Source organism: Aphanothece stagnina RSMan2012 (assembly GCF_046764815.1).
Taxonomy (GTDB): domain Bacteria; phylum Cyanobacteriota; class Cyanobacteriia; order PCC-6307; family Cyanobiaceae; genus NIES-981.
This window is the reverse complement of record NZ_JBKOUC010000020.1, coordinates 24,406-47,581: the sequence shown is the minus strand read 5'-3', so window position 1 is coordinate 47,581 and position 23,176 is coordinate 24,406. Positions and strand designations below refer to the sequence as shown.

The following is a 23,176-nucleotide window of genomic DNA, read 5'->3' as shown; positions in this document are numbered from 1 at the left end:
CTCACCGCCGGGGCGCGACGATCTTCGCATGGCCTGCTGGACCCCCCGTGACCGTGGGCGGCCAGGCTCTCAGGACACGGGCTCTAGGATCCGGCACCAGTGTGGAGGGTGACGGATGACGGGGGACATCCCGGTGTCATCCCAACCATCCGCCAGCCCCCCGGGCTGGGTGATCGGCCTCCCGGACCCCCTGGTGCTGGCCCACACGACCCTGCCCGCGCTGCTGGCGCCATCCCGTCTGGTGGTCGGACGAGGGGCCTGTCGCAGGGAACCCGTCGATGCCCTGCTGGTCTGGGGCCGTCGGCCCAGCGGCCGTTGGGGCCTGAGGGAAGCTCTGCAGCGCTCGCTGCCGCTCTGGCGCGTGGAGGATGCCTTTCTGCGATCGGTGGATCCCGGCCCCGGAGCGCCCCCCCTGGGGATCCTGCTGGATGACCGGGGCATCCACTACGACGCCTCCACCCCCAGCCGGCTCGATGCCCTCATCGCGGGCGGCCTGACGCCGCAGCAGACTCTCCGCGCCCAGTCCCTGAGAACCGCCTGGCGGACTCAGCGGGTCAGCAAGATCAATGCGGCCATCGAGTCCCCCACCCCCGACGCAGACTTCGTGCTGGTGGTGGATCAGGTGGCCAACGATGCCGCGATCCGACACGGCGAGGCCGACGCCCGGAGCTTTCTGGCCATGCTGGAGCAGGCTCTGATCGATTTCCCCGACCACAGGATCCTCGTCAAGACCCATCCCGATGTGGTCTCGGGGCGGCGCCGGGGCCATTTCACGGCCGAACACCTGGCCCATCCCCGGGTGGAACTCTGCACCGATGGGGGCCATCCCGCCGCCCTGCTCGAGGGGGCCAGCGCCGTGTACGTGGTCACCTCCCAGATGGGCTTCGAAGCCCTGATCTGGGGCCAAGCGGTGCACTGCTTCGGCATGCCCTTCTACGCCGGCTGGGGTCTCACCCACGACCGGCTGCCCCCACCGCGCCATGGAGCGCGGCAGCCGGGCGTCAGCCTGGACGATCTGGTCCATGCCTGTCTGGTCTCCTATGCCCGCTATCTCGATCCGGAAACGGGCCGGATCACCACCCCGGAACGCCTGATCGAGCATCTGGGCTTCCAGCGCCAGCAACGGGCCGCCGTGCCTCGGAACCTGGAAGTGTTCGGAATCGCGGGCTGGAAGCGCAATGCGGTGCGTCGCTTTCAGCGTGGCCTGGCGCCCGCCAGGCTGCGCTTCCGGCCCTTCCATGCCGCTCCTGGGCGCCAGGGCCGAAGCCGGTGTCTGGTCTGGGGGAACCGGGTGGGACGGGGGCTCCATCGGGCCAGCCCTCCCCTGATCCATGCCGAAGACGGCTTTCTGCGTTCGGTCGGTCAGGGATGGTGGCTGCGCTGGGTGCCACCGATCTCCTGGGTGATCGACCAGACCGGCATCTACTACGACTCCTCGGCCCCCTGCGACCTGGAGACCTTCCTCGCCACCCATGCCTTCTCGGCGGCCGAACGGGACCGGGCCGCCAGGCTGCGCGCCCTGATCGTGGAGGCGGGGTTGACCAAGTACAACCTGAGCTCCCCTGGCTGGCAGCGCCCCCCCCAGGTGGGGGACAGGCCCGTGCTGCTCGTCCCCGGCCAGGTGGAGGTGGATCTCTCGATCCGCTTCGGGGTTCCTCCCGAAGCCACCGTGCGCAGCAACCTGGAACTGCTCCAGGCCGTGCGGCGCGCGCACCCCGAGGCCTTCCTGATCTACAAACCCCACCCGGATGTGATCTCCCGGCGTCAGCGCCCCGGGCCGGGGGAAACCGAAGCCCATCGGCACTGCGACCTGGTGCTGCTCCAGGCACCGATGGAACAGCTGCTCGAGGCGGTGGATGGGGTGCATGTGCGCACCTCGATCACAGGGTTCGAGGCCCTGATGCGCGGTGTCCCCGTGGAAACCTGGGGCCTGCCCTTCTATGCCGGCTGGGGACTCACCCGGGACCGGCTGACGTGTGCGCGGCGGGGACGCGACCTCCTGCTGGAGGATCTGGTCTACGCCGCGCTGATCCACTACCCCATCTACCTGAGTCTGCGTTCGGGTGCCTACACCACCCCGGAGCGGGCTGTGGAGGAGCTGCGCCTCCTTCGTGCCGATCCCCGCTCCTTCCGGGCACCGCTGCAGCGCTGGCTGGATGCCCTCGGGGTTGAGCCCCCTGGCCAGCTCCGCCATGGAGTGGCCCAGTTCCTGGCCCGTCTGCAGGCCTGGAGCCCCCTGCAGCGCTGCTAGGTTCAGCGCAGTCTGGCCCCGGGGCCCTGGGGATGGAAGCGGTCATCCAGCCTCGTGAGTGCCCGATGCCCGCGATCGATCCGAGCAAGGCTCCGATTGCCCTGATCCCAGCCCGCGGGGGCTCGAAGGGCATCCCCTCCAAGAATCTGCAGCGCATCGGCGGTACCTCGCTGCTCGCGCGCACGATCCGCGCGGCCCAGGACAGCAGCCGGCTCGGCGGCGTCGTGGTGAGCACCGATGACAACACCATCGCCCACGAGGCCTGCGAAGCCGGGGCCTCGGTGGTGGAACGCCCACCGGCCCTGGCCGGGGACACGGCTTCCTCGGAGTCGGCCCTGATCCACACCCTGACCAAGCTGGCCGAGGCGACTCCTCTCCCGCCCGCCTTCGTCTTTCTCCAGTGCACCTCCCCCTTCACCACCGGCAGCCAGATCGACCGGGTGCTGGGAGAGCTGCTGGCCTCCGAAGCCAACCTGGCCTTCGCGGTCACGCCGTGGCACGGCTTTCTCTGGAACCTCGATGATCACGGCTGGGGCCGGGGGGTGAACCATGACGCCAGCCTCCCCCGCCAGCGCCGCCAGGATCTCACGCCCACCTATCTGGAGACCGGTGCGATCTACGCCCTGAGGACGGCGGCCTTCCTGGCCATGGGAAACCGCTTCGTCCCTCCCCTTCGACCCGTGGTCATCGAAGCGCCGGCTCCGGAGATCGACAGCCCCGCCGATCTCGCGCTGTGCCGTCAGCTGGCCCCCCTGCTGGATGGGCCAGGGGTCAGGGGGAGCGTGCTCGACCATCCCCCTGGAGGAGACCAGGCCGGATGAACCGTCTTCAGGGCAGAGAGATGGCGGCCATCGCCTGCTTCGACTCCTTCGGCAAGACGGCGATGGCGATGCTGTCGGTGTGCCGGAAGGAGGGTGCCGGAACAACCCTGTACCTGCTGGAAATCCAGGGCCGGCGGCTCTCCCGGCGGCAGCTGCTCGAAATCCAGCGGATCGACGGCAGGGTCACGATCATCCACCAGGAATGGCAGCAGTTGCGCGCGATCAGGCCCACCCTGCTCGGACTGGATGCTCTGATCCTGGGCCTCGACGGCCAGCGCACCCGTGAGCTCCAATTGCTGCTGCGGGCTGATGCACCCGACGGCCACTGGCCTCTGACGGTCAGCGCCTACCCGGGGATCCTCTTCCGCCATCAGATCGAGGGGATGATGGATCGCTCGGGCGCCGATCTGCTGTGTCTGAATTCTCCGGTCGATCTCGATCTTTACCAACAGGCCTGCCGGGCCCTGGGCCTGCCCTCTGACAATGCTGTCGTCACGGGCCTCCCCATCCTCTGGGACCTCCATCCCAGACGCCGCACCTCCGTGGAGCGGCCCACGATCGTCTTCTTCGAGCAGCCCTCGGTTCCAGGCAATCCACTGCAGCGTCACTACCTCTGCAACCGCCTGAACGACCTGGCCCAGCGGTGGCCCGACCACACCGTGATCTTCAAGCCCAGAACCTCCGGTGTGGAGCGCACCCTGCACCGCCGCCATGGGGAGATGGCAAGCCGGATCGAGAAATTGATGCGGAAATCTCCGAATCTTCAGATCAACTACAAACCCAGCCTTGCACTGCTGCGCCATTGCGGCTGTGCCATCACGGTCTCATCCACCGCCGCCATGGAATCGATGGCCATGGGTATCAGCACCAGAATCGTGGGGGACCTCGGGGTGAATGAAACCCTGGGCAACCACTACTTCATGGGATCGAACAGCGTCCGGGACTTCGCCGCGATCATCGAGGACCCCTTCACCCCGATCCACGACGAGACCTGGCTGGACCGCCATGGTCGCTGTCCCCATGGCAGCGATCAGTTCGTGATGGCCCTGGCCGATCGGATCGCACAGGGGCGCAGCAGACCCGAGACCTCCGGGACGCCAGGACCTGCGGGCTGGGGGGCCGAGTCCTGGCAGCGCTATGCCCTGCGGCATGGGGGGCGGCGCATGCTCACGAGTGCAGGGAACCGCTCGCGCCTGAAAACAACCCAGAGGGGCAAGAACGCTGTCCGGTACCTGCGCGATCTGGTCCTCGGTCTGCGCTGGGTGGAGGATTTCGTTCGGGGTCGATGAGGATCCTGCTGATCAGCGACAGTCCGGCCTCGCGCACCTGCACAGCCGTCCTGGCCTCGGCGCTGGAGGCTGAGGGCATCGAGGTCTTCGACGATCTGAACCTCTCCGCCGAGATGCTCAGCAGCAGCGATCTGCCCATGGGTATGGATGCCGTGGGGCTGTTCATCCACGCCCAGCAGGTGCCTGCCTTTCTCCATCGGTTCCGGCAGGCCTGCAGGCTGCGGGAGCGCAGCCCGATTCCCGTGTTCACGGGACCCCTCCTTCCTCTGGTGGGCGATGCCCTGGTGGCCGATCTGCTGCCCCGCCTCGGTGCTGACCTGCTCTGCCTGCATGGCCCGCGGCAAGTGGAGGAACTGGGCGACCTGGCACGAACCTGTGGAACCCCAGCACCGCCAGCCCTGCTGGTGGGGCCTTGGGGCCTGGCTGCGCCTTGGCGCCCTGTTCCGGAGCTTCAGCCCTCCGCGCGGCCCCGGCGTCTGCTGTTCCTCGAACAGGCGGACCTCCCCCCCGCCCCGGGGGCCAGGTTGCGCCTGCTGGAGGTGCTCGAACGCCTCTGCGTCAGCTCTCCTGGCTGGGAGGTGGTGATCCAACCAGCCCAGGCTCCCGGTCCGGCGGCGGAACCGACACGGCCCCAGCAACCCGAGCGGGAACCCGCGACGGTGCCGGCAGAGAGCCTGACCCAGATGCTGCTGGGGAGGACGTCGACAGCACCCAACCTGCAGCAGGGAGATGGGGACGCCCCACTGCTGGAGCTGGCCCGGGCCGGGGTCTGCGCCACGATCAGCAGCCCCCTGCTCTGGCATGCCCTGGCCCAGGGTGTGCCGCTGCTGCTGCTGGGGGACTACGGCATCCGCACCGACATGGACGGGGCCCTGCTGTTCGGATCAGGGCTGATGGGTCGGCTCACGTCGTGTGAACATCTCGATGAACTGCTCGATCTGCCCCAGCCCAACCCCGGCTGGTTGCGGGAGAGCGGCTGGGAGATCGGCGATGGGGCCCGTCGGTTGCGGAACTGGGTGGGGGAGCATCGCCGCCGATGACCGCGGTTCTGCTGATTGCCGATTCAGACAGCCAGCTTCTCTACTGCGAGGCCCTGGCCCGTACCAAGGCGGCCACAGGCATCGAGCTCACCATCAATCTGATCCCCAGGGACGGCACACCCAAAGCGGTCATTCAACGCATGCGCCGACTGGGCACCGTGCAGGAGCGCAGCATGGCTGCCCTCCTGCGTGACAGCCAGCTGAACCGCTATGCCGGCATCGGCGTCTTCCTCACCGGCAGCAAACTCGCCGAGTTCCGCAGCGCCTATCACCAGTCCCGGCACCAGCAGGCACCACCCCGCGCCCTGCTGTTCTGCGGCTTCAACGGTGTGGTGCTGGAACGGTTCGAAGAGGCCATCACCTGGCGGCTGGGGTACGACCTGATCTGCCTCAATGGGCCCCGTGACCAGGTGCGGTTTGAACGTTTTCTCCGCCATACGCCATTCCAGAGCCAACGCACCCTCCTCACCGGCCTGGGACGTTCCCACGTGGCCCAGACCAAACCGCTCTCCAGCCGCCCCCGCCGACTGGTGTTCGCCGAGCAGGTGGCCCTGCCGGCGCTGCCGCAGGAGCGCCAGGAGATGGTGCGGCACCTGGTGGCGCTGGCTCGCCGCTGCCCGGACTGGCAGATCGTGCTCAAACCCAGGGTCGCCCCCCATGAAGCCACGTTCCATGAGATCGGCGAACACATCAGCACGACCCTGGAGCGGCTCTGTCCACGGCGGCCGCCCAATCTGACCGTGTCCTACGAAGCTCTCCCCGCCCTGCTGGCCGAGAGTCGTCTGTTCGCCACCCTCTCCTCCACAGCCTTCTTCGATGCCCTGGACCATGGCTGCATTCCCCTCGTGATGGGCGACTTCGGGGTGCGTGCCGACCTCGGCACCGTGTTTTTCGGGGGTTCAGGGATGCTCGTCGAACTCGGCCAGATCCAGGATCTCGAGGCTCTGCTTGGGCTCAGGGTCAATCCGGACTGGCTGGAGTGGGTGGGGTATGGGAGTACGTACACCCCGGCAGAACTGTTCGTGATCCTCCGACGTCACGGTGCCGGGCGGGCGGGCTCCGATGGGACGTCGCCATCGCTTCAGCCCAGGGATCAGCCACCGCGGCTGCAGCAACGCGGCTATGTGGTCAACTCCGGGGAGCTCTCCACGAACCAGCTGCGTGTCGGGGCCGAACAGGCCATCGACGAGCGGGATTACGGCGAAGCCGCCAAGCTCCTGGAGATGGCGGCGCTGCAGCGACCGGACAATGCCAACATCCGCCGCAGACTGGTCGCGGTGAGGGCTGGGAACCGACTGGTGCGACGGCTACTTCTCCTGGCGACACCCAGGTTCAAGCTGTAAGCTGGCCCGGCCCGGGGCGCGTCAGAGCAGAGATTGTCCGTTAAGCGTCAGCCAAATCGCGTTGATCGACGAGTAGAGCATGCAGATTGAGCGCAATTTCACGCAGTTTGTCGTCTTTTCAGAAGACACGGTTCTCACCGCACTCTCAAAGATCACGGCCAACAAAAGCAGGCTGATTTTTGTCGTCTCTGAAAGCGGCATCCTGCAGGGCGTGCTCAGTGACGGCGATTTCCGGCGATGGGTTGCTGAATGCAGCGACATCGACCTCAACGCTCCAGTGACGCAGGCCATGAACCCGCGCTGTCGCACGGGTCTTGTCGGGATGGCACCGGCGGAACTGGCTCCTCTGTTCAGTCCCCAGATTCAGCTGATCCCGCTGCTCGACAGCCACGGCCGCATCGCCGCCGTGGCGATGGCAGGGGCCCACGAACTTCGGATCGGCGAGCGCAACATCGGCGAAGGCTATCCGAGTTTTCTGATCGCTGAAATCGGCAACAACCACAATGGAAGTCTGGACCTGGCCCTTCAGTTGATCGATGCTGCCGCAGATGCAGGGGTTGACTGCGCCAAGTTTCAGATGCGGGAGATGAAGAATCTCTATGTGAATGCTGGCGACAGCAATGATATGTCCTCCGACCTTGGCACCCAATACACACTTGATCTGCTGGAGCGTTTTCAGCTCACAGACGAGGAGCTCTTTCGCTGCTTTGACTACACCGCCCGCAAGGGGATGATTCCCCTTTGCACACCCTGGGACACCAGCAGCCTGGCCAAGCTGGACCGTTGGGGCATGGAGGCCTTCAAGGTGGCTTCAGCCGACTTCACGAACCATGAACTGCTGAGCGCCATCGCAGCCACCGGCAAACCGCTGATCTGTTCCACGGGGATGGCGACGGAGCTGGAGATCAGCAGCGGCATCCGCCACCTGCGCGAGCTGGGCGCTCCGTTTGCCCTGCTGCACTGCAACTCCACGTACCCGACGCCCTACAAGGACGTCAACCTCCGCTATCTGACCCGGCTGCGCGAGCTCTCCGGAGCACCAGTGGGCTATTCCGGCCATGAAAGGGGCTACGAGGTACCGATTGCCGCTGTGGCGCTCGGTGCAACGATCGTGGAAAAGCACATCACCCTGGATCCTTCCATGGAGGGCAATGACCACAAGGTCAGCCTGGTCCCTGATGAATTCAGCAGGATGGTGGCGGCCATCCGGGCGGTGGAGGACTCCATGGGGAGTGATGCAGAGCGCTCCATCAGCCAGGGAGAGCTGATGAACCGCGAAGTGCTGGCCAAGAGCCTGGTCGCCGCCTGCGCCATTCCGAAAGGCACGCCGGTGGAACCCTCCATGGTCAGGATCCAGAGTCCAGGCCAGGGGTTGCAGCCTTACCGACTCGCCGATCTGATCGGTCGCCATCTCCCTACCGACAAGAACGCGGGCGACTTCTTCTTTGAGTCCGACCTGGGCGAGGGATCCATCAAGGCCCGGAGCTATGCGTTTTTCAACCCCTTCGGAGTACCAGTTCGGTACCACGATCTTGGCTTATTCACGCGCTCCAGCAATCTGAACCTCGTCGAGATCCACCTCAGCTACAAAGATCTCGAGATTCCCATCGAGCAGGCCGTTCCCGAGTGCATACCCCTGGGACTGGTCATACATGCCCCTGAATTGTTTGCATCAGATCATACACTCGATCTATGCACACTTGATCAGGATTACCGTCAGCACTCGATCCGTGAGTTACAGAGGGTCATCGACATTTCCCGCAGACTCAAGGAACGGTTCGACTGTCCCCACGACGTATTGCTGGTCACCAATGTGGGCGGATTCTCAGCCCACCGGCATCTTCATACGGGCGAGGGCGCTCCCATGGTCGAGGCCCTGATCAGGAGCCTGGCGTGCCTGTCAACGGACGGCGTTGAAATCATTCCCCAGACCATGCCACCCTTCCCATGGCATTTTGGGGGACAGCGGTTTCACAACCTCTTCGTGGACCCTGAGTTCATTGTTGGATTCTGCAGTCAGCAGGGCTACAGGGTATGCCTCGATGCCTCCCATTCCAAGCTGGCCTGCAACCACCTGGGCCAATCCTTTCATGGTTTTCTGGAACGTGTTCTGCCGTTCACAGCCCATCTTCACCTAGCCGATGCTCGTGGAGTCGATGGGGAAGGTCTTCAGATCGATGAGGGGGACATCGACTGGCCGATGCTCTTCCAGATGCTCAGAACGCTTGCTCCTGAAGCGTCGTTCATTCCTGAAATCTGGCAAGGCCACAAGAATCAGGGAGAAGGTGCCTGGTTGGCCCTGGAACGCCTCGAGCAGCATGACCAGGCCTGCCATGGGGATAGCGGTTTGCCAGTGACGCCGATCACGGAGATGGTCCGTTCTGGCTTCTGAGATGAGACGTTCGGCGAAAGAAGCTCCACCTTTGGAAAGATCAACCACACCATCTCCAGCGGACGAGACCACAAGTGAGCTCCTCCATGCCATCGAACGGGGGCTGAAAGGTGCAGATCTGGAGAGCAAGAATCAAGTGGACCCACGAAGTCTGCCCGACTTCATTGTGATTGGAGCCGCGAAGTCAGCCACCACAACCCTTACCCGGGTACTGGGCCGCCATCCAGACATCTTCATGTGCAAGCCAAAGGAGCCCAAATTCTTCGGCAGGCACTACGACAAGGGTTGGGATTGGTATGCAAGCCACTTCCAGGCTGGGCGCGATGCTCGCTTGCGCGGCGAAGGCAGCACCATGTACTCCAGCACCCTGCCTGGTTTTGAACACACGGCAGCTCTGATCAAGACCTATCTGCCACAGACCAAGATCATCTACATGGTCAGGCATCCATTGGATCGGATCGTATCCCAGTGGCGCCACATCAAAGGCAAACATCCCAGCACCAGCGAATTTCAGCAACTCTGGAAGACCTCCAGACTCAAGCACCTGTTGATCGGCTGCTCGATGTACTACGAAAGGCTGAGCAAGTTTCGTGAGCAATTCCCAGATGATCAGATTCTCTGCCTGACCTTCGAGGACTTTCTCGGTGCGCCCAAACCCAGCCTGGAGAGGGTTCTGGGCTTCCTCGGTGTGGATGGGCCCGTGGAGCCCCTGCTCAACGGCGGCACCAGTCTGCCGCTGGTCAATGAAGCTGGCCAGCAGGGGCGCGGCTATGTCGAAAAACCGCGCTGGCCATGGCTGCTGAAGTGGCGTGTCAGCCGCCTGGTCAGACCTGACAGCCAGAAATTTCTGCATCACATCGGCAAACCCAGGGACTACTGGAAAATATGATGGGAGGCCATTTCCACCGGTTGGACCAGGCACTCTGAACCATGGAGCCAGACCTGAAGCTGATCCGCGAAGCCAACCGCCGCCATCCTTCCTGGTGGGGGAAAGCCTCCGTTACAGAACCCTCCAGCATCATTGTGGAATCAGACGCACTGGTTCTCGACATCAACCGGGTGCATGAAACACATCGGCGCTGGTGGATTGAGCTGAATCACGGTGTTGTGGACCGCCATGGACAGCTCATCGAAGCGCTCAATGACAAACGGGGCGACCGACATTTCTTTTATCCCCCTACGGAACGACTCGCAGCGCTCCGCAATCGGAGCGTGGACAGCACTGAAGAGATCAGCAAGGATTTCGTTCTCTATGGCGGCACTCTCTTCGACCACTTCGGCCACCTCCTGCTGGACCTGACCCGAACTTACCAACTGCTGAGATTGTTTCGCGATCTTGACTGTCCAATCTGGTTTCACTACCATCGTCTTCGCAAGGGCGGAACCATTGCCAACCGCGAGTTGATCGTGGCATGGTTAACCTGCCTGGGCATTCATGAGCGCACCCGCCTCGTCCGCCGGCCGATCCGAGCCAAGACGCTCGTTTCGAGCAGCGTTCTCTATCGGGATCGCTGCTTTGTGACCCGCGACTTCCACGATGCCTGCCTCACGGCCTTGCGGCCGGAACTTCGTGCAAACCTTGAGGCTACCCACCGCAAGCAGAAGATCGCCTACCTCTCAAGACACAAACTGATCACCGGCACAACCAAGTTCCTCGGCGAACTGGATGTTGTGAATCAAATCAGTGGCCTCCCCAATGTTGACATCATCTGTCCCGAAGAGCTGAGCTTTGAAGAGAAGCTCGCCCTTTACCGAAGCTACGATTGGATCATCGGTTTCCCCCAGGCTTGCATGAATCTGAAGGCTTTTGTCCCCAGCACGCCGGGCAACACGCCGGCCCGTCAGGTCATGTTCCTGGCTGGTCCCAAAACCCTGAGCACCAACTGGGTGAACATTGATGCCGCCTGTGGATTCGACGATCTCTATGTCGACTGTCACCCCCAGCAGGATGCTGGCCAGCACAACACCGACGATGGCTTTCAACGGAGCAACAGTTTCGACGTGCAAACCGTGGTCAACACCGTAAGGCGGCTTTCTGCGCAGGGATGAACCTGCGTGCTTCAAGATTCTGATCCACCCTTCTCATCAACTGTCCTGCCACCTGGATTTGTTACCGATGCTCGTTGTTGTCTGCGGAATGCACCGGTCAGGCTCCACCTTGGTCGCACAACTCACCCGAGGCTTGTTGAGCGAGACCTGTGAACCCCGCATCAGCACCAACGGCCTGGGTGACTCTGTCGCCGAGATGCAAGAGCGCGCCAACGACCCCGAGCAGATCTGGTTGAGCAAGGTCCACATCCCTCGCCGCGACCTGCGGCGCGCCCTGCCGGATCAGGGCGTGCGTTATCTCTACACCTACCGGGACGTGCGCGATGCCCTGGCTTCAGCCTGGCGCAAGAATCGTTTCATCCTCGGAAGCAGCGATCGGGGACCGGAGATCGCTGCACAATTCGTCAAGGAGGAAACCGAGATCGGTGCAGTCTTCGAGGCACGCCGGAATTGCTGGATCGGTCGTTATGAGCAGATCGTCCACGACCTGCCGGCCCTCGTCGATGCATTGGGCCGATTCCTGGAGATCTCGATCAGTTCCGAAAGGAAAGCCGCCCTCGTGGAGGATGCCTCCCCCGAGAAACAACGGGAACGCTCGCAAAGGGTGAGCGAAGGGAACCGCTCATTGCAACGTGAAACGTTCATCACAACCAACCACATCACCGATGGACGCGCGGGGGCCTGGAAGGACACTCTCTCGGTGGCGGAAGCGATCGCCGCCGAGCATGCCGGACGCCGCTGGCTGCGCCAGAAGGGCTATCCGCTCAGTTTCCGCAAATCCATGTACCCTATACCGCAACCGGGCTGAGGGGGCCCTCAGATCACTTGCAGGCTGGGTATCGCCTTGTGGAACACCAGCTCGGGGTGGTCTGCAAAGGAGCTCCTGACCTCGGCGGCAAGGTTCCAGGGGAGCACCAGCACCTGCTGGGGCTCCATGGCCAGCCACTGCTCGGGCGAAACCACCGGGATGTGACTCCCCGGCAGGAATGTCCCGATCTTGCTGGCCGCCTTGTCGGCCACGGCGGCCAGCAGATCGGCACGCACGCCGGCGTAGTTCAGCAGTGTGTTGCCTTTCGCAGCTGCTCCATACCCCAGCACGTGCTGACCCCGTTCCCGCTGGCTGAGCAGGAAGCGGAGCAGGGCGTGCTTGGCGGATTCCGCCCGCTGCTGAAAGCCTTCATAGGCCTGCAGCCTCTCCAGGCCCCCCTGCCGCTCAGCGTTCCGAACGGCCTGGAGACGCTGCAGGGCAGCCCCATCCGGCTGCAGGGCCCCGTCCGCCCGGGCCAACCACACCCTGAGGCTGCCGCCATGGGTGGGCAGACGCTCCACATCGATCACGCGGAGCCCTGCGGCACTGGCCATCCGCTGCAACGAGCCCAGGCTGATGTAGCTGTAGTGCTCGTGGTAGATCGTGTCGAACTGGTTGCCCTCGAGCAGCTCCAGAAGATGGGGAAACTCGATCGACACCTGGCCCTGCGGCTGCAGCAACCGGGTCATGCCCGCCAGAAAATCATTGATGTCAGGCACGTGGGCCAGCACGTTGTTGGCCACGATCAGGTCGGCCCGACGCCCCGCCTCGACCAGCTCCTCGGCCAGCGCCACACCGAAGAAGCGCTCGATCGACTCGATGCCCCGCTGCCGCGCCACGGCCGCGGTGGCCGCCGTGGGCTCGATACCCAGGCAGGGAATCAGGCGCTGCTGCACGTACTGCAACAGGTAGCCATCATTGCTGGCCAGCTCCACCACCAGACTCTCGGCATTCAGGTCCAGACGCCGACAGGCGTGATCCACGAAGTGTGCGGCGTGGGCACACCAGCTGGTGGAGGTGCTGGAGAAGTAGGCGTAGTCCGCCGTGAACAACGTCTCCGCCGCGGCATGGGCGGGGAGTTGCACCAGCCAACACTGCGTGCACACGTACACCTTGAGGGGGTAGGTGAGTTCCGGCTGGCTCAGCTGATCGGCGCTGAGGTAGGCATTGCTCGGAGGCTGATGCCCCAGATCGATCACCTCCCGCTCGAGCGGTGCGCAACAGTGCCGGCAATGGTGATGGGTCAAGACCAGGGGAGCAGGGATCAGAGGGAGCCGAACCTGGGGAGCTGCAGATCCCGCGGGCTCAGGTCCACCGGGGGGAGGGGCCAGGCGATGGCCAGATCGGGATCATTCCACACCACACCGACCTGGTCTTCCGGCCGGTAGGGGGAGGAATGCACATACAGCAGCTCACTGCCCGGCTCCAACACCTGGAAACCATGCAGACACCCTTCTGGAATCAACCAGGCATTGCCTGCCGCCGGGCTGAGCTCGATCGCCTGCCACTGGCCCAGGGTGGGCGAGGCCGGTCGCAGATCCACCGCGACGTCAAACACCCGGCCCCGCAGACAGCGCACGAGCTTGGCCTCGGGCGCTTCCCCCTGCTGCCCGTGCAACCCCCGGATGGCTCCGACCCGCTCCGTGCGACTCACATTGACCTGATGGACCGGCCGCTCGCCCCACCACGGAGCGAAGTCCTCCCGGCGGTACGCGTTCAGGAAACTGCCCCGGACATCGCTGTGGGCACGCGAGCAGAGCTCGACCAGACCCTGGATCGGCGTGGGCTGAGCCTGGGGATGCACCGCAGGGTGGGGAGGGAGTCGCGAACCAGCCTGGCAGACCACACCACCCGTAGGCTGCGGGTCCCCCGCAGATGACATTGGCGCAGCCCTCCATCAGCCCCCGGGATCTGGTGATCCACACCGGCCAGTCGTCCAACCTGATCGCCGACCTGAGCCGGCAGGTGGAGACCAACCGCCACCTGCTGAAGCACTGGGGGATCGATTGTCGCCCCCCCGAAAGCCTTCTTCCTGCCATTCTTCGCAACAACTGGAAGCTCTGGCAACGCCAGGAACAGCGACGACGCTGGAACCCATGGCACCGGAAGAAGGCTGTCTGGGTCTCCGATCAGTCCATGCTGAGCCCCCTGCTCCAGGAGCGCAGGCTTCAACGGTTACGCCCTCAGCTTGAGGAGCGAGGGTTCCGGCTCGTGATCATGGTGCACCTGCTGGATGGCGAGGAGCTGATGGCACGTGACTACGCCCGGGCCGTGATGGCCCTGCGCTGGGGTGGAACCTTTGGGGACTTCGTGGCGAAGCGGTTGCAACACCATCCACTCCGCTACCACGTGGACCGCCTGTTCATGCCCCTGCTGGAGCGGTGCGGGGCCCTGGGGGTTCGCTTTGTCCTGCATACCTCCCAGACCGCCAGAGATCCCGAACCTTCCTTCGAAACCTTGCTGGACGTGCTGCGAACCGGCCATCCCGTCCAACCACTGCACTGGCTCCCCCAGCACCAGACCTCCTCTCAGGCCAGCCTGCGCCAGTTCCATCTCAGCCGCTTGGTCGTTCAGGGGCTGGGGAAGCCACCCAAAGGCGCTCGGAGGCAACAACTGGTTGGGCTGATCAAAAAGAGCATCGAACGGGAACAAACCTGTACAAACATGATCAATCACCCCTGGGCCCCCCTGGTGATCGAGCAGGTCGAACTTCCGGAAAGCATCGCCATCGCCCAGCAGAGACTGGCCCGGAAAGCCTGGGGTGCGGAGTGGCCCCAGAAGACCCTGCATCAGCGGGAGCAGGTATCGCTGGAGGGCTTGGAGAGCCTCGCCGAAGCCCTGCTTCGAAAAGCCCCGGGCTTGGACTCGCGCAGAAACTTCAGCGGATAAGACAACATCAAGGAACGCTGCCGAACCGTATTGTGCCAAGGCCTAATCCTCTTGAGATAACGCCCCTTACGGTCCGCTATTAAGATATTTTCAACCCCCTCGAGTCCCCAGACATTATCTGGATCAAACGGCCAGAAACTATAGACGGTGGATGCAAAGGGAGCCAGGGCAATCACCCCCTGCATGAAGGTGCCTCGGCCGGCCGCAAAGTGTCGACCGCGCAGAAGAAAGGCAATGTCATGGTCCAGACCCCAACTATGAAGCGAGACCCCGATCCCTCTGCCCTGGCAGTATTGCGTCAACGCCAGGACGACCGGATTGGCAAAGTCTTCAAAAACCAAATGGACGTGAGACCAGTCTCGTCGCTTTAGCACTTTCAGGTAAAATGCAAGCGGGGGCTGATAATAGGCCGGGTGAGGATCAGCCTCGAAGACATCTCCAGAGCGCAGATGAACCACCAAATGGTCATCAGGCAAGGCACTGTCGGGCGAAGAGACCCTGATGGCTGGCTGCAACTGTGACAGAAGCGAGCGGAAACCTGGTTGAGGAGCAGCCAGCGATTGCAAGGTACGGCAATAAAAGAAGCGCCCCTCCAATCGGGTATGAAGCCTGGAGAAATGACCTGTACCATTGACGAGCATGAGTCCGTCCGCCAAAGTTGTCTTTCCTGGACGGACATACCAGGCATCGGGAATCTCCACAATCTTGACTCCAAGTCTTCGAGCCAGATGGGAGGCATGGCAAAGCTGGGCCAGGCTGTTGGAAAACCGCTCCAGACGGTGAATCCTCAGGGCGTCAACCCGACCATCAAAGGCCTCAGGCATCGCCTTGGCTCCTAGGTGAACGCCATAGGGATCATTGCGGCTTTGGTAGCCCCTCGCAGTGGAGACATGCTTCCCATTCAGATGATCCAGGCTGATGCCATAACGCGCAGCAAAGATCGCCTGCAGACGCTCATCCACAGCTCAGGCCTCCAGGTAGGCCGCCAGATCGGACTGGCAACAGGCCAGCGGGGATGCGCCTTCCTCCACCTGCCGGTACCACCGGGCCGTGCGGGCGACGGCGGTCTCGAAACACCACCTGGGTCGCCAGGCCAGCTGGTGCCAGGCCTTGTCGATCGCGAGGTGCAACAGGCCAGCCTCATGCGGATCCGCTGGATCACTGGCATCGAACCAGCTGCCGTGCCAGTGACCATGCAGAGTCTCGATGAGCTGATGGACCGAGCGGCTGGACTCCAGCGCGGGCCCGAAGTTCCAGGCTTCCGCATGGGCCAGAGGATCGCGACTGAGCGCTTCGGCCAGGAGCAGATAAGCACCGAGAGGTTCAAGCACATGCTGCCAGGGTCGAGTCGCCTGGGGACGCCGGAGCGCGATGGGCTCGCCCTTAGCGCAGGCGCGGATGGCATCGGGGACAATCCGGTCCTCGGCCCAGTCGCCGCCGCCGATCACGTTGCCGGCTCGGGCTGTGGCGATCGCGAGGTGGCTGACCTGATGGGGAGCCTGGCCACAGAAACTGTCACGCCAGGACGCGATGGCGATCTCTGCCCCGGCCTTGCTGGCGCTGTAGGGGTCATGACCTCCAAGGGGATCCAGTTCGCGGTAGCCATGGATCCACTCCTGGTTGGCGTAGACCTTGTCGGTGGTGACCATCACCACGGCACAGTGCTGCTGCAGCGGCTTGAGCGCTTCCAGGAGATGGAGGCTGCCCATGAGGTTCGTCGACCAGGTCCCGATCGGGTCGGCATAACTCCGTCGCACCAGAGCCTGGGCGGCCAGGTGAATCACGACTGACGGTGCGGCATCTTGCACCGCGCTGGCAGCGGCCAGGGGATCGCGAAGATCAACGATCCGCGCGATGAACTGCCCTGGGTAAGCGGTCTCCAGGGCCAAGTCTGCGTAGAGATTCCGCTCCCCTTCGGCGGCCAGGGCAAGGCCATGGACCTGGGCCCCGAGTTGCAGCAACCAGAGCGCCAACCAGGCTCCCTTGAAGCCGGTGTGTCCGGTGATCAGCACCGAACGTCCATTCCAGAAGGCTGGGTCCCACGTCATGACCAGCGCTTCCAGGGAGCCTGGCCACTCTCCCAGAGCGCCTCCAGGCGGTTGCGCTCGCGCAGGGTGTCCATCGGTTGCCAGAACCCTCCATGGCGAAAAGCTGTCAGCTCACCGCGTGCCGCCAGCTGGGGCAGTACATCGGACTCGAAAACACAGTCGTCGTCTTGAATCAGATCGCAAACCGAAGGTTCCAGAACAAAGAACCCCCCATTGATCCAGGCATTATCCCCATCAGGCTTTTCCTGAAACTGCTGTACCAGATCCTGCTCAAGGTGCAGCGCCCCATAGCGACCGGGAGGCTGTACGGCCGTCAGGGTTGCCTTGAGACCTCGCTGATGGTGATGGGTGACAAGGGCATCCACATCCACATCCGCCAGGCCGTCGCCGTAGGTGAAGCAGAATGGTGTATCCCCCAGGTAGGAGCGGACCCTAGCCAGTCGCCCCCCAGTCTGGGTCAACTCACCGGTATCCACAAGGGTGACCTTCCATGGCTCCGTCTTCTGATGGTGAACCTCCATGCGATTACCCTCATCCATGTGAAAGGTAACGTCGCTAGTATGCAAGAAATAGTTCGCGAAGTATTCCTTGATCATATAACCCTTGTAGCCGCAACAAACAATGAAGTCGTTGATTCCGAAAGAGCTGTAGATCTTAAGGATATGCCAGAGGATTGGGCGCCCACCCACCTCAACCATGGGCTTGGGCCGAACCTGGGTCTCCTCGGAGAGACGGGTGCCGAGACCGCCTGCGAGGATGACAGCTTTCATGCAGCCTGAGATACTGCCGCACACCCTAAGCCTTGCTTGAGAGCGGTTCCGCCCATCCGGGCCACCAGACGCCCACCACCTCCAGCATCCGCCTCCATGGGCGCCCTCACCTTCCCGAACGCCCCTGACCTGGACTGGTTGCCGCATGGCAACCGAGAGCTCATCCAGGCCGCCAGTCTGATCAGGCATCGTCAGGAGTGCGATGCCCTGCGCATCCTGATCGTCCTGGCGGATAGCTCACCCTGGCTGAAGCCCCTCTGCCGTTCCATGGCCCAGCATGCGCTGCTGGCCAAGCTGGAGCACCGGCAGCCAGCAGCGGTGGCGATCACCCAGGGCTCCTGGGACGAGCCTGACGTGTGGCTGGCCCATGTGGTGGAGCATCCCACTCACACCGTACGCATCAACACAGCGGAGGAGCCGGCCTTCCGCCTCGCGGCGCTCTACCAACTGATCTGGGATGCCCAAGTGAGCGTGGAGCTGAGCCTCGATGAGTACGCCGCCTGCCAACTGCCGGGGATGCTCACCGCTGATGAGCATCAGGTGCTGATGCCGGGCGGTCAGCTGGTTCACCTGAATGGCCGTGATCAGGGAGTTCCGGCCCTCGAAAGGCCCATCCGCCTGACCCTGGCCCGGGAATGGCTGCTTGCCTGGCGGCCATGGGGCTGGCTGTCGTGGATCGGGACATCGGTGCAGCATCAGCTTTCGCCGACAGAACTGCCGCGGCATTGGCTGCAAGCCCGTGCCCTGACGCACCAGTTGCTGCTCGAGGAACGCCGACGACTGAACTGGGAGATGGAGGCCAGCCGCCCAAGGGAAGCTGGCCTCGTCTCCATCGTCATCCCGGTCTGGGGTGCCGGCGATCAACTGGCCGGCTGCCTCCGCAGCCTCAGGCAGATCGCAGCCCAGCCACAAGTTGAAATCATCCTGGTGGATAACGGCAATACCGACCCGGCCACCTGTGCGGTGCTGTCTGAGGCCCCCTACCAGGATCGGCGGGTGCGCATGGTGCGCAACCCGAGGAACTACGGCTTTGCGCTCGGCTGCAATCTCGGATTCAGCGCTTCTCGAGGGCAGCACGTTCTCTTCCTCAACAGTGATGCCCAGGTCAATCGTGATGCCTTGTCCCCTTTGGTCGAAGCCCTGGAAGACCCGAGCTGCCGTGCGGCCCAACCGGCCCTGATCACACCAAGCGGTCGGATCCAGTGCCTCGGAATCGTGTTTGGATCCGCCAGTCCTCTGGGGATAGCGCTCCATGCTGGAGCAGCTCGCGATTCAGCCCTGATGCATCCACGCCGGGTACCGGCCGTGACCGCCGCCTGCGTGCTGCTGCGTGCCTGTGAATTCGCGGCCGTGAAGGGCTTTGATGTGGCCTACCTCAATGGACAGGAAGACACCGATCTCTGCCTACGATTGACGGCAAGGTTCGGTGGCAGCTGCGCGGTCGTACCGTCCAGCGAGGTGATCCATCCCGAGGGTTCCAGTCCGGGGCGGTATCGGTACATCGAGGCGAATCGCAGCCGGATGATCGCGCGGTGGCCCATTCCAGACAGTGGATCACTCGAGCGAGCGATCGAGCCCGATGGGCTCAGGCTGGTTGGTTTCCGGTCGGTTGACAGAGTCGATCGACCTCGCTGGCTTCACGCACCCCAGCCAGTCCTCAGGCCTGACGCAGCAGTGCCATCTGCTGCTGAAGGTTGCTGAGCAAGGTGACCAGCCCGGCGTGCATCTTGCTTTGAGTTCGAGAGCACTGAACAGCCTGCTCCAGTGAGGTCTGAATCTCCTGCTGGTTGGCCTGCAGTTCCGCATGGCGTCGCTGCAGTTCATGAAGCTCCTCCTGACGGTCGCCGATGGTGGCCCGAAGGACATTGGCTTCCTCCTCGCCCTGGTGCAGTTTCTCGTGCAGGCGGCGCAACTCGTCATGCATCTGATGAATCTGCTCCCCGAGCTGTTCACGCACCCAAGCGGAATCGATCAGTTCAGCCTGGGCGGCACCGAGATCGACACCGAGCTGTCGGAGCTCTGCATCAAGACCAACCGAGCATTGCCGCATCCGCAGCAACTTGTCCAGGGACACAGCGTTTTGCAGCCGCATGGGATAGGTCAGGTCAGGGCTGCGGTCATCAGCACGAGCCGCCAAGGGGTGCTGCTCAAGTGCCTGATAAGCAGGAAGAACACTGGGCTGCTCCCGGAGGAGCTCCAAAGCGATCAGGGCATCGGTCGGAGCAGGCTGGGGTCGAAACCAAAGGTCGGGCTCCGCTCCAGATGTCTCCAAGGCTCCTGATGCTGTCTCTGCAGAGGCGGTGAGAACCTGAACTGCCCAGGTGATGAGACGGGGCATCGAGCACAGCGAAATGTTGACGAGCCGAAGAGGAACTGAGGGCTGATGGAGGTTGAGCCTGGAGGCAAGGGAACCGATCTGCTCATAACTGCTGGCCAGGCTTTGGCTGTTCTCCACAAGCCACGGGCCAAGAACGAGGTCCGGGGGGGCATAAAGCAAGAGGCGCGGTCCGGGGGCCTGCTCAACATCATCAGGGTCACGGAGCCACTCCACAGCGACATCGGCAAGCTCGAAGGCCCTCACAGTCCGCCGAACGGACTCTTCCCCCAGCCCATGGAGCAGGGCGGGCTGGGGGAGGATCTGGACAGCACTGACGTCGCTAGTCAAGGGAGGTCATCGAGAAGCAGGAGAGGTTGAACAGTAGGGGAAAGCGGCTCATGGCGCCGCCGCCCTCGAGCGACACGAAACGATGGCAGTGGACCTCATCGGCAGGCAGTCCCTGACGCGCCGCTCTGGGCAGGCCTGAGACTGCTGAGACTTGGTGGCGGGGCTCTGCCATCCAGAGGACCCATGGGGAACAGCCGGGGACTGACAGCGGCAGAGGGCAAGGGGTAGAAGGGCGCACAGGGCAGACATGACGCAGGGCCCCAAGCAGAAATACTTGCCACACCCCCACATGACTGAGATTCCACCCAACAGGCCAACGAGGAGCTACACCAACGAGGAGATACACCGTGCATCAGCCAGACAGAATCGGCCTCTCAATGGATCTGGAATTCAACAAGGTCACCGGACAAGGTCAAGGGAGAGTGCACAGGCAGTCCAAAGACCGGGTGCCCTGAACAGGGCCGCGTGGGGTTGACTCCAGGAAAAGACGACCGAAAAGTATGGACAAGGCGCAGATCCAGACAACAGCCATGACATCACGAAAGGGCAACAAGCTCCGCGCCAAGCCAACGAAATAGCCAACGATAGCCCCCATGATAGAGTCTCAAGAATTCAGCCAAAAGAATGGACGCAACAGCCACTGAAGAGGGGGGCTTCCGCTTTCACATAGAGACCCATAAAGATCACAAGCTGGTCACCCTCCAAAACCAAGGAAATGATTCAGTCCCGGAAGGCGAAGTCGCAAGACAGCTCTCCAGCCTATTCATCAATAGGACCGACTCTCGGGCTCAGGCTTACTCAGACTGCTACAATCTTGGCGATATGCTGCTGTTCAACCTCAGGCACCGGCCCGAGAGCGACAGCAAATACCTCTCAAAGCTATTAATAAACTCGAAAAAGTCGCTACGCTATCCAGGAACGATCGCAAGTATTTACTACCGTCTATATTCGGAAGATTTATCAACCACTCGTCACCCATGCCTCCAGGGCCTGAAACAAGCCATTGATCAATATACAGCCAAGACCCTTGATGGCTCAGCACTAGGCAGCCTAACAACAGGCGACAAGTCACTGCTTATTCATTTTCGACTCGGCGACCAAGGCCTGGTCGAAAGACGCTACCTAGCAGGACTAAGGGATATGATCGAACGACTTGGCATCACCCATACCTACTGCATCACCGGACTTCACAACCACTGGGTATCCGCAAAAAGCAAAGGTCTTCGCAAGAGCGAGTATGTAACTCAAGATGCAGAAGTGGCTAGGGCCACAATATGCAAGTCGTTCGACGACTCAATGGATCGAATATTCGAATATCTACCCATGTCAGCGTTCATCATCGCAGAGCCTGATATACATATCTGCCTGGGCTCCAGGATGAGTCACGTAGCGATACACAAAGGAGGGTTCTCTGGACTTCTCGCAGCGACGGCACCACAGAACCTCTATTATTTCAAGAACAGCTGGAGCCGAAAATACCTAGGCGAAATCGTTGCCGAGAACCGCAGGGCCGGTATCAAACAGAATGTAGTGGAGTTGCATGGTGAAACCATCTCAAGTGAATAGTAACCAGTATCTCGTGAAAGAAGTGCCAGCAAAGACCATCCCATTCTTCGATCTGGTCCACAATCGGTGAGCCAGGGCCAGTTCAGGAACGAATCGAAACCATGCGATCCAACTTGTATAGCATGACGAAGGCAAGACGAAGCCGTCGGCAGCATTCAAAACCAGGCAACAAAAAGTACTAATTGGCCACAAACCAACTGCGATCAGGCGGGTAGTTGGTCAACATCCAACCGACTAGAAAACACTCCTGCCAAGGCTTCAGCCTAGACCTTTTAGTCTTGGTAGCACCAGGCATACCGCTGAGAAGACATTGATACTTACCTGCTATGTGCAGATTCTCCTGATGATAGCGGTCTCGAATGGCCTTGACTTGCAAAGCAGACAGCCAGTGCTTTCTGCTTCCCAGGAAGGCTTCTGAGAGCTCGAGGTTTCTGCGGATTGAAGACTCAAAACGCCTCAGATAGAAACGCTTATAGCGATGATAGATTTTGAGGATATTCTCACGGTCGGTTCCAGGGACTCCGTTCAGATAGCGCTTCATGACCAAGCATTCGACGGGATGGGTTGTATTCCACCTTCGACCCCGATCGCTTGGGAGGCTCTCTTGAGGAATTCCAGTTGTTCGACCAATGAAGCTCCTTGGGAGATCCTGATCTTGGACGAGGTCTTGGTAGCCAATGACTTGAAGATCAAACAGTGACTCCCAAAGCTCAAGCTGCTTGAGGTAATCAAACAGATGGGAGCGCTGACGCATTAGATCATCAACGCTGCCAGCATAACCGGTCTTGAGGATAGTGTCGCTGTAATAGCTTTCAATAAAATCTGCCTGATCACGCAGGCATGCCACTATCTTGACGCGAACTCCACTCAATAAATCCCTAAGGCGCTGAACAAGACGAGCCTTGTGCTCCCACCTATCCTCCGTGGACGAATCGCCAAAGCCGACTCGCCAAAAGGGCTCCGCACTTATAAGTGTAGACGCATGCCGAGTATGCTCGCGAACAATTGTTTGACACATTGCAGATATCTCAGCATCACCGAATCTTGCCCTCACAGCCGACGAGTCCATCGATCTGGCAAGGTCGAGATGCGCGTAATGATTACGGGCTCCCGGCATGAGCTCTGAATAGCTTGGATACCAAATACCCAGCCCCTTAAGCTCCTCTCGATTCTGACTTAGGTATCTCTGTATGGAGGTAGTCCCAGTCTTGTGAGTTCCAATATGGATAATAACTTCTGGGAGCG

General features: G+C 62.0%; 19 protein-coding genes. 12 read left to right on the top strand and 7 right to left on the bottom strand.

Annotated features, from left to right (window positions below):
- The first annotated feature begins 115 nt into the window (after positions 1–115).
- The 9 genes from ACLNEE_RS13040 to ACLNEE_RS13000 all read left to right on the top strand — a co-directional run bounded on the left by ACLNEE_RS13040 (position 116) and on the right by ACLNEE_RS13000 (position 11,993).
- Complete coding sequence (locus ACLNEE_RS13040) at positions 116–2,251, top strand: capsular polysaccharide biosynthesis protein (RefSeq protein WP_411421968.1); 2,136 nt, start codon at positions 116–118, stop codon at positions 2,249–2,251.
- Positions 2,252–2,316: 65 nt separating this feature from the next.
- Positions 2,317–3,072 (top strand): acylneuraminate cytidylyltransferase family protein, encoded by a 756-nt coding sequence (locus ACLNEE_RS13035; protein ID WP_412007209.1) that lies wholly within the window; start codon positions 2,317–2,319, stop codon positions 3,070–3,072.
- Complete coding sequence (locus tag ACLNEE_RS13030) at positions 3,069–4,361, top strand: DUF6716 putative glycosyltransferase (RefSeq protein ID WP_411421970.1); 1,293 nt, start codon at positions 3,069–3,071, stop codon at positions 4,359–4,361. Before ACLNEE_RS13035 ends, ACLNEE_RS13030 begins: the two co-directional genes overlap by 4 nt.
- The gene (locus ACLNEE_RS13025) at positions 4,358–5,401 is read left to right on the top strand and encodes a DUF6716 putative glycosyltransferase (RefSeq protein ID WP_411421971.1); all 1,044 of its coding nucleotides are present in this window, start codon (positions 4,358–4,360) and stop codon (positions 5,399–5,401) included. The genes ACLNEE_RS13030 and ACLNEE_RS13025 overlap by 4 nt, the downstream gene beginning before the upstream one ends.
- On the top strand, positions 5,398–6,744 hold the full coding sequence (locus tag ACLNEE_RS13020; RefSeq protein WP_411421972.1) for a DUF6716 putative glycosyltransferase: 1,347 nt from the start codon (positions 5,398–5,400) through the stop codon (positions 6,742–6,744). Before ACLNEE_RS13025 ends, ACLNEE_RS13020 begins: the two co-directional genes overlap by 4 nt.
- A 79-nt stretch (positions 6,745–6,823) precedes the next feature.
- Positions 6,824–9,136, top strand: coding sequence for an N-acetylneuraminate synthase family protein (locus tag ACLNEE_RS13015; RefSeq protein WP_411421973.1), 2,313 nt, complete (start codon positions 6,824–6,826; stop codon positions 9,134–9,136).
- 1 nt (position 9,137) lies between these two features.
- Positions 9,138–10,025 (top strand): sulfotransferase family protein, encoded by an 888-nt coding sequence (locus ACLNEE_RS13010; protein ID WP_411421974.1) that lies wholly within the window; start codon positions 9,138–9,140, stop codon positions 10,023–10,025.
- Positions 10,026–10,066: 41 nt separating this feature from the next.
- The gene (locus tag ACLNEE_RS13005; protein WP_411421975.1) at positions 10,067–11,185 is read left to right on the top strand and encodes a glycosyltransferase 61 family protein; all 1,119 of its coding nucleotides are present in this window, start codon (positions 10,067–10,069) and stop codon (positions 11,183–11,185) included.
- Positions 11,186–11,252: 67 nt separating this feature from the next.
- Positions 11,253–11,993 carry a sulfotransferase domain-containing protein gene (locus ACLNEE_RS13000; RefSeq protein WP_411421976.1) on the top strand — a complete coding sequence of 247 codons (741 nt, stop codon included), beginning with the start codon at positions 11,253–11,255 and terminating at the stop codon, positions 11,991–11,993.
- Positions 11,994–12,001: 8 nt separating this feature from the next.
- Here the strand turns inward: ACLNEE_RS13000 and ACLNEE_RS12995 are convergent, their stop codons facing one another.
- Together ACLNEE_RS12995 and ACLNEE_RS12990 are read right to left on the bottom strand one after the other, a co-directional pair.
- On the bottom strand, positions 12,002–13,240 hold the full coding sequence (locus ACLNEE_RS12995; RefSeq protein WP_411421977.1) for a methyltransferase domain-containing protein: 1,239 nt from the start codon (positions 13,238–13,240) through the stop codon (positions 12,002–12,004).
- Positions 13,241–13,257: 17 nt separating this feature from the next.
- Positions 13,258–13,797: a dTDP-4-dehydrorhamnose 3,5-epimerase family protein gene (locus ACLNEE_RS12990; RefSeq protein WP_412007208.1), complete on the bottom strand. Its 540-nt coding sequence runs from the start codon at positions 13,795–13,797 to the stop codon at positions 13,258–13,260.
- Between the two features lie 77 nt (positions 13,798–13,874).
- Between ACLNEE_RS12990 and ACLNEE_RS12985 the strand changes: the two genes are divergently transcribed.
- Positions 13,875–14,882, top strand: a complete 1,008-nt coding sequence (locus ACLNEE_RS12985; RefSeq protein ID WP_412007207.1) for a hypothetical protein — start codon at positions 13,875–13,877, stop codon at positions 14,880–14,882.
- Here the strand turns inward: ACLNEE_RS12985 and ACLNEE_RS12980 are convergent.
- Genes ACLNEE_RS12980 through rfbF form a run of 3 tightly spaced genes read right to left on the bottom strand, consistent with a single transcriptional unit; the run spans position 14,783 to position 17,700 of the window.
- Complete coding sequence (locus tag ACLNEE_RS12980) at positions 14,783–15,844, bottom strand: hypothetical protein (RefSeq protein ID WP_411421980.1); 1,062 nt, start codon at positions 15,842–15,844, stop codon at positions 14,783–14,785. The two genes, ACLNEE_RS12985 and ACLNEE_RS12980, sit on opposite strands and share 100 nt — an antisense overlap.
- A gap of 3 nt (positions 15,845–15,847) precedes the next feature.
- Positions 15,848–16,930: a CDP-glucose 4,6-dehydratase gene (rfbG, locus tag ACLNEE_RS12975; RefSeq protein WP_411421981.1), complete on the bottom strand. Its 1,083-nt coding sequence runs from the start codon at positions 16,928–16,930 to the stop codon at positions 15,848–15,850.
- Positions 16,927–17,700: a glucose-1-phosphate cytidylyltransferase gene (gene rfbF, locus ACLNEE_RS12970; protein WP_411421982.1), complete on the bottom strand. Its 774-nt coding sequence runs from the start codon at positions 17,698–17,700 to the stop codon at positions 16,927–16,929. The genes rfbG and rfbF overlap by 4 nt, the downstream gene beginning before the upstream one ends.
- A gap of 96 nt (positions 17,701–17,796) precedes the next feature.
- Here rfbF and ACLNEE_RS12965 point away from each other — a divergent pair, with 96 nt between their 5' ends.
- Positions 17,797–19,401, top strand: a complete 1,605-nt coding sequence (locus tag ACLNEE_RS12965) for a glycosyltransferase family 2 protein (RefSeq protein WP_412007206.1) — start codon at positions 17,797–17,799, stop codon at positions 19,399–19,401.
- On the opposite strand, the gene ACLNEE_RS12960 is transcribed toward ACLNEE_RS12965, so the two are convergent.
- A complete protein-coding gene (locus tag ACLNEE_RS12960; RefSeq protein ID WP_411421984.1) occupies positions 19,358–20,281 on the bottom strand; it encodes a hypothetical protein in 924 nt (307 codons plus the stop codon). The two genes, ACLNEE_RS12965 and ACLNEE_RS12960, sit on opposite strands and share 44 nt — an antisense overlap.
- Before the next feature lie 708 nt (positions 20,282–20,989).
- Here ACLNEE_RS12960 and ACLNEE_RS12955 point away from each other — a divergent pair.
- Entirely contained in the window at positions 20,990–21,931 is a 942-nt protein-coding gene (locus tag ACLNEE_RS12955) for a hypothetical protein (protein ID WP_411421986.1), read from the top strand.
- Positions 21,932–22,109: 178 nt separating this feature from the next.
- Here ACLNEE_RS12955 and ACLNEE_RS12950 read toward each other — a convergent pair whose 3' ends face one another.
- Entirely contained in the window at positions 22,110–22,778 is a 669-nt protein-coding gene (locus ACLNEE_RS12950) for a hypothetical protein (protein ID WP_411421987.1), read from the bottom strand.
- Positions 22,779–23,176: the final 398 nt, after the last annotated feature.